6 protein-coding genes and 1 tRNA gene are annotated in these 6484 nt (G+C 61.8%); 6 read left to right on the plus strand and 1 reads right to left on the minus strand.

Going from position 1 to position 6484, the window contains the following annotated elements:
- The first annotated feature begins 198 nt into the window (after nt 1-198).
- Nucleotides 199-1068: a type IV toxin-antitoxin system AbiEi family antitoxin domain-containing protein gene (locus tag A5788_RS18530; protein WP_082937817.1), complete on the plus strand. Its 870-nt coding sequence runs from the start codon at nt 199-201 to the stop codon at nt 1066-1068.
- Nucleotides 1069-1074: 6 nt separating this feature from the next.
- Here the strand turns inward: A5788_RS18530 and A5788_RS18535 are convergent, their stop codons facing one another.
- Nucleotides 1075-1776 carry a VOC family protein gene (locus A5788_RS18535; protein WP_049700609.1) on the minus strand — a complete coding sequence of 234 codons (702 nt, stop codon included), beginning with the start codon at nt 1774-1776 and terminating at the stop codon, nt 1075-1077.
- Between the two features lie 130 nt (nt 1777-1906).
- Between A5788_RS18535 and A5788_RS18540 the strand changes: the two genes are divergently transcribed.
- From A5788_RS18540 to A5788_RS23605, 5 genes are all read left to right on the plus strand, one after another.
- The gene (locus A5788_RS18540) at nt 1907-2737 is read left to right on the plus strand and encodes an esterase/lipase family protein (RefSeq protein WP_049700650.1); all 831 of its coding nucleotides are present in this window, start codon (nt 1907-1909) and stop codon (nt 2735-2737) included.
- A gap of 86 nt (nt 2738-2823) precedes the next feature.
- Nucleotides 2824-2899, plus strand: a tRNA-Thr gene (locus A5788_RS18545).
- Between the two features lie 625 nt (nt 2900-3524).
- Nucleotides 3525-4121 carry a hypothetical protein gene (locus tag A5788_RS18555; protein ID WP_156525551.1) on the plus strand — a complete coding sequence of 199 codons (597 nt, stop codon included), beginning with the start codon at nt 3525-3527 and terminating at the stop codon, nt 4119-4121.
- A gap of 15 nt (nt 4122-4136) precedes the next feature.
- Complete coding sequence (locus A5788_RS23890; protein WP_156525552.1) at nt 4137-4322, plus strand: hypothetical protein; 186 nt, start codon at nt 4137-4139, stop codon at nt 4320-4322.
- A gap of 18 nt (nt 4323-4340) precedes the next feature.
- Nucleotides 4341-4745, plus strand: a complete 405-nt coding sequence (locus tag A5788_RS23605) for a tyrosine-type recombinase/integrase (RefSeq protein WP_082937816.1) — start codon at nt 4341-4343, stop codon at nt 4743-4745.
- The last annotated feature ends 1739 nt before the right edge of the window (nt 4746-6484 follow it).

Raw genomic sequence — 6484 nt, forward strand, 5'->3', positions numbered from 1 at the left:
CGACATGCTCGCTTGCGTCACACCAGGCCGCCTCAGCTCTCCCGTTTCTGGGCTCCACCGTTTCTGCGCTCTCCCGTTTTCAGTCATTTCTGATCCTTCCCGGCGAGCCGACCTGGGCTTTTGCGGCCGGGCGCCTCTGAAAATGACTGAAAACGGGAACGGCTTGGAACCTTTGCGGACGGTGCACGTCCAAATGCCATGGCTATTCGACCTCCGGTGAATCCCGACCTCACTCCCGATGCGCTCCCGCTCGGCGCAATCGACCCCGACGCGGTCAACCTCGGCGTCTTTTCTCGGCCAGAGCTCCGGGCACGCGGGCTCACCGACGCCGACCTACGCAGAAAGGTGCGTCGCGGCGAACTCCTCGTTCCCCGCCGCGGCTGGTACGCCCAGCCAGAAGCCGATCCGGACGCCGTGGCCGCAGCCAAACGCTATGGCGCACTCTCCTGCGCGTCGGCGCTCACCAAGCACAAGTTATGGGTGCCGCCCGGATACGAATCGCTCCATGTGCGCGCAGGCAAGAGCGCGACACCGAGGCGCGCGGACTACTGCACACTTCCCGGCGCGCCACTTCCCGTCACCACCATCACCGACACCATCGGTCTGTCTCTGGTGTGCGCCGCGGGCTGCATGAAGGACGACGACACGATCGCCACGCTCGATTCGGCGATGCACACGCTCGACATCGATGTCGATGACCTTCGCCTGATGCTGCCCCAGACGAGTCCACTCATCGAGGCCCTGCTTCTCGAATGCGATCCGCGGTCGATGTCCGGGACCGAGAGTCTGACCCGAGTCCGTTGTCGCCGGGCCGGTTTCGAGGTCGAGGTACAACCCGAGATATCCGAAGCCGAGCACGCGGACCTGCGGATCGGCCGGCTCCTGATCGAATGCGACAGCAAGCTCTACCACCTCAGCCCTGCGAACTACACCAACGATCGGCACCGCGACCGCAGATCACTCACGCAGGGCCGACCCACCCTTCGGCTGACCTACGACGACGTGCTGTACGGCTGGGAGCAAACCCTCGACGACATCACCGAGATCGTGGGCGCTTTCGCGCAGTGAGGCGTGCTAAGCGCCGACGTAACCCTTGTCGTCGCGCTCCTGCCAGGTGCACAGGCACAGCTCGTTGCCCTCGGCGTCGGCGAGTACCCACCACGAGGGCGCGAACTCGTCGGTGACCAGCGTGCCGCCGGCGTCGAGTGCGGCGCGCATTCGGGCTTCCACCTCGTCGTGCGGGATCCAGAGGTCGAGGTGTATCCGGTTGCGTTCAGCCCGTTCGGTGTCCATCTGTTGGAACCAGATCGCGGGGAGACGTCCGGCGGGGTCGACGAGGTCGGCCGCTTCGAGCTCGCGCGCGTCGCCGTCGAGTTGCTTGTAGCCGAGCACAGCGATCCAGAAGGGTCGGATCTTGTCGATGTCGAGGGCGTCGATGGCGACGTCGAAGCGGGCCTCCGGCATGGCGAGCGGTTCGAGTTCAAGCTCGCGAGCGATCTGTGCGATGAGGTTCGCCAGCCCGACGTCGGCTTCGGTGATGCGGTGCGCACTGTGCGTCGAGAGAGTGAGATGGATTGTGCCGTAACGCAGATCGATGTCGGGGTGGTGGTCGGCGATCTCTGCTTCCTGCGCGATCCGATGGAGGAAGCGCACGCCGCGAGCCATCGAGCCGGTGTCGTACCCCGCACGCACGCTGTTGCCGATGACCCGCCAGGGGTCGGACAGCCGAGTGCTGGCGTCTGCTGCGGTGACGGGCTTTCGCGGAGAAGGGGCCATAGCCCGACGGTACGGCGGATCGTCGTATGTGGGTCGCGGTTGTGTCTGATCGAGATGAACTGGTTGTCGGGAGTTCACGCAGTTCTTCGTCGACCACCGCGAGACGGCACATTCTGGGATGATCGACGGCATGCACACACGCGCATGTGCGGCGCTGGTGCTCGCGGTAGCAGGTCTGGTGGGGACATCATTCGGGGCCGGCGCGGCACTCGCCGACCCGTTCCCGGTGACCACCGACGTGGTGGCCGCCCAACGCGACGGGCTGACCGGGCCCGCCGACGCCGCCCCCGCCGGCGCGAATCGACCCGACTGTCACGATCGGTACGACCGCGATCCCGTCATCCTGGTGCACGGCACGACCTCGAATCAGTCGTCAGCGTGGTCATTCCTCGCTCCGACGCTGGCCAACGCGGGTTTTTGCGTCTACACCTTCACGTTCGGCCAGGTACCGGGAAGCGGTTCGGTCGGCGGACTGGCGCCCAGAGCGACGTCGACGCAGCAGCTCGCCACATTCATCGACCACGTCCGTCGCGAGACCGGGGCGAGCACCGTCGACCTCGTCGGACACTCGCAGGGCGCAGCGGTTGCGCAGTCGGTCACGCAGTTGCCCGGCAGAGCCGCACAGATCGGCACCATCGTCGATATATCCGGAGCGAACCGCGGCTACTCGTTCGGCGGTAAGCCCGTGCCGCGCGGCGAGGGCGACAACGGGCCCAACCACTCGAACATCAAGTACGTCAACCTGGCCACCACGCACGACGAAGTGGTCTTCCCGCTGCGTAACGCACTGATGGAACCCGCGCCGAACGTCACGAACGTCGTCGTGCAGAACGTGTGCCCGGCGTCGACGGTCGGGCATCTGGGCATGATCTACTCGCCGACCGTGGCCGCGCTGGTGCAGAATGCACTCGACCCGAGCTCGCCGGTCGCGGTCCCGTGCGACCGCGACTTCCCATTCTGAGGGCACCCACCATGCCCGGTCTCGGTGCCGGTTTTGGTTCCACCGACGCGGCTCGCTACACTCGTGACCGCTGCCTCGCGCAGCACGCCGCCTTAGCTCAGTCGGTAGAGCGATTCACTCGTAATGAATAGGTCAGGAGTTCGATTCTCCTAGGCGGCTCCACGGAAAAGTGCAGCTCAGAGACCATTTTCCTGTTTGACTGTTACACCTGCGCGGACGTACCGAACGTCGCCAAGCACACACACAACACACACAGCGTGCGATGCTCAGTGTTCGTTCCGCCGAGCAATCTCGTTGATTCGCCTGTCTACCGCCTTGTTTCGCGCTCGGCTAATCCCGCGGACAACGATAGCGACGTAAAAGTAGGCGGCGACTGCAATCGACAGCCCTCGCCACGCGTCCCCTGTTTGATCGCCGATCGCATACCCGACGAGAACTACATACGGGATGGCGGTGAACGACAGTTCCCTGGTGAACGCGTCGCTGCGGACGGACTCCGCGGTAAGCACTAACACGCGCTCGTGTATGTACTCGTCGAGGGCGCGTCTTTCAGTTGAATCGTCCGGCAGTTTGCCGGCTATCTCGATGTCCTGAGTATGTTGCCGCGCATGTCACGGCGGTCTTTCGCCGCCGCCAAGTAGGCGGCTCCAATCGTCGCCGCGGCACCTACTGCCGCGGCGACAAGCGGAACTATCCATTTATCCATCGCGTCATTGTCCTGCGCGACACTCGAATTCAAGGGATGCAACACGCCATGCCTAACACCTCGTGCGTCTAGAGTCGTACCATGCCCGCATGCTCACCGGCCTACAGCCGCTGGTGTTCAGAACGCTGTGCCGCATTGGACAGCTTGGAACACGTGCATAGCAAGATGACAGGCAAACGACGAGGGCGACAGTACGCCACCGACCAACTGAATCTCGCGCTGTTCGTCAGCCTCGCGGCCCAGTTCCAAGGCTACTGCCGAGACCTCCACGACGACGCCGCCGTGCAGATCGCCCTCAGTCTCGTGCCCGGGAGTGAGCGACAGGCGCCAGTCGTTCTCAACGCACTTGTTCGGAGCCGCAAACTCGACGTCGGGAACGCCTCCACAGGAGGGATCGGCAACGACTTCGCGGTCTTGGGTATGCCGTTCTGGCCGAACGTAAAAGCGGCGTATCCCTCCAAGGGACCCAAATGGAACGCGACGCTGGACAGCCTCAACGTTGTGCGCAACGCAGTTGCGCATAGCCAGGCCGACAAACTTGCAGACGTCCGGCGGGAACAACCATTGAGCCTTGCTACGTTTAAGAAGTGGAGAAGTTCACTCAACGGCGCTGCGTCTGGCTTCGACAGCGTCGTGGGTGCATACTTGCAGAACCTCACGGGCACTGGCTGGGACTAGTAGGAGGTGGCCAACATGAGCAGTCGTAAGACTTCCACGATCAAGCCGGGCGATCGCATTCGGGTGGACTTCGGCGGGCAGCTTGTTTACGGCGTTGTCACCAGCGTTCGCGGCGACCGTGTTCATGTTCAACTGGACATCGAAGGTACCGACGAGCCCGTCGCGGGACTCTATGAAGAAAAGCAACTCGCATACGCATAAACCGTTGCGCGGCAACGTATTTCAAGGTCAGGCAGTCCCCCCCCCGGCTGTCAGCATGGCCCCGGGGGCCTAAAAACCTGGTCAGGTCCATTTTGGGCATGGGTTAGACAGTTCCGGGGGTCCAACGTCAATCGTGCGCTGGCAACCGCGTGCGAGGCCGCGGGGGTCGACAACGTCACCACGCACGCCATGCGGCACGCATGGGCATCACACGCTGTCGACTACACCCGCGTTGCAAACCTGCTCGGACATGCCGACTCAACGCTCGTCAGCCGCGTCTACGCGCACGCCGGTGGCGACGACGAACTGTTCGCGGCCGTCGCGCAGATCGAGGCCAGCACACAAGACCACACACAGAGCACACACGATGCCTCGACCTCAGCGGTCACCGATGGACAGTCGGCGACGGATCAAACTCCGTGATCCCCCTGTGCCTCAATGTGTTCTAGACGTTCATAGATACACAGCGACTCTCAGCGTTTTCGCTGGTCGCGCCGTCACAAAGAACTCGTAATGAAGTAGGTCAGGAGTTCGATTCCCCTAGGCGGCTCCAAAGGTCAGAGATGCATCTCGGCCGACTCCCATCGCTACCCACCTGGGATTGCGTCGGCACCGACATTCCTTCCCCTGACCTCTGGTTGTCACGAGGCGTCTACCGAACGTTAGCTCGGCCGGTCGTGTCTCGGTCAGCGGAGCACATCTTGGCCTGAATGGGGTTGCCGCAGGTCACTCGGACCATGTCAGGACACTTGCATCAGGTGTCCCTGCCAGGTAGGCCGACACGCGCATAACCCGTTCGTCAACCGATGGAGATCTTTAGCGAACAGGCTTCTATCGCGAAGAAGTGCCTTAATATTTCACGGTTCTCGGTTGATCCGCGGCTTAAGCTGGCCGAACTGGGTACCTATGAACCGCTAGACGGCCCACCACCGCTCGCACCACTCTGGCGAAGGAGACGGACTCTCCGAGTCAGCTTGACGTCAACGCCGCCCGACACACCGAACGCGCGCTTACACAGCACGTCCGGTAACGTCAGTTAGGGTGCAATTAGGTCTCGACGCCTTTCTGTTTCGTTGCACTGCCCACCAGTAGCAACTCAAATCGACAGAGAAATCGGATTAACGGGCGTTTTTTCATATCACTCGATCTGGCACATCGGCTTGGTGGGCGGGCGATGTCCGAGAGCGAGTCACTAATGAACACAAAGCTAACGCAGCTCATACGCACTCGCTGCAACCTGTCCGGCGAGTCATACCAGAGTACATTACGGCGAGTTCAGGCTGGCGAAGTCCCACTAAACGTACCGATTCCGTCTGCAGCACAGCAGTTCATCGAGCATGTCACGTTTTGCGCACTTACGAGTCGCGCCAATTATCATAGATCTCCGGTCGGTATTCGCCGATTCATTGGTGGTGCAGATGACTCCTGGCCAATCGTCGAACTTGATCCCCTCGAAATGGGGCACCGCGAGATCAGAACACGAATCCGCCAGACACTTGTCGACCTATTGCCCTACTCAGAAACTGCGAACGGAACAGTTGAGGGTGGCGTCAGTGGGCTCGTTGTCCAATCGATCGACGGCCGAGACCTGACGATTGGACTGCGCAGTGTTCCAATGGTCGGCCTTATAATCAGATCGACCCAGAGCTCGTGGATGACAGCGGTTCACGACTATACAGTTGAACTTCACGGCTACGGCTATTTCCCGGCTTGGGATACCCACCGACCGGCGCCTTCGAGTTTTTCGCGGCACCATGAAGCGGACCACGCACGTTTCGGCAGCCCACTACTCCGGGCGGTAGGGGCAATGCGCCTGACGCAGGCATATTGTGGCAACTCCTGGGGAGACCCCAGTGCCCTCAAGCTTGAGTTCCTGATAACCCCGTCGCACCGGAATGGCCATCACGACACCTTCCTAAGTGCCATTACCACCGCAAACTCTGACCTCACCTGTCGGATCACAACCTGCGCGTGTGGACGAGAAGTCGGCTCCTGTATCGCCGTTCTGTCGAGCGCAACAGCACCTTCAGAAAAGCTAGAGATTCGTTTTTCGCGAGGTCTGAAACCGGCTCTTCGAAGTTGAGCGGGCAATGCCTGGTCAGGGCCGCGGCGTGTCGTTGAGGTGAGACGCCCCTGGTCTCCGGAAATCTGGATGTTGCGAA

Origin of the sequence: Gordonia sp. 852002-50816_SCH5313054-c, from assembly GCF_001665925.1 — a bacterium.
GTDB lineage: Bacteria > Actinomycetota > Actinomycetes > Mycobacteriales > Mycobacteriaceae > Gordonia > Gordonia jacobaea.

What these genes read in the sequence shown, in the direction of transcription:
- A5788_RS18530 (WP_082937817.1), top strand. Translation starts at nt 199, where the DNA reads ATGGCTATTCGACCTCCGGTGAATCCCGACCTCACTCCCGATGCGCTC.
- A5788_RS18535 (WP_049700609.1), bottom strand. Translation starts at nt 1,776, where the DNA reads ATGGCCCCTTCTCCGCGAAAGCCCGTCACCGCAGCAGACGCCAGCACT.
- A5788_RS18540 (WP_049700650.1), top strand. Translation starts at nt 1,907, where the DNA reads ATGCACACACGCGCATGTGCGGCGCTGGTGCTCGCGGTAGCAGGTCTG.
- A5788_RS18555 (WP_156525551.1), top strand. Translation starts at nt 3,525, where the DNA reads ATGCCCGCATGCTCACCGGCCTACAGCCGCTGGTGTTCAGAACGCTGT.
- A5788_RS23890 (WP_156525552.1), top strand. Translation starts at nt 4,137, where the DNA reads ATGAGCAGTCGTAAGACTTCCACGATCAAGCCGGGCGATCGCATTCGG.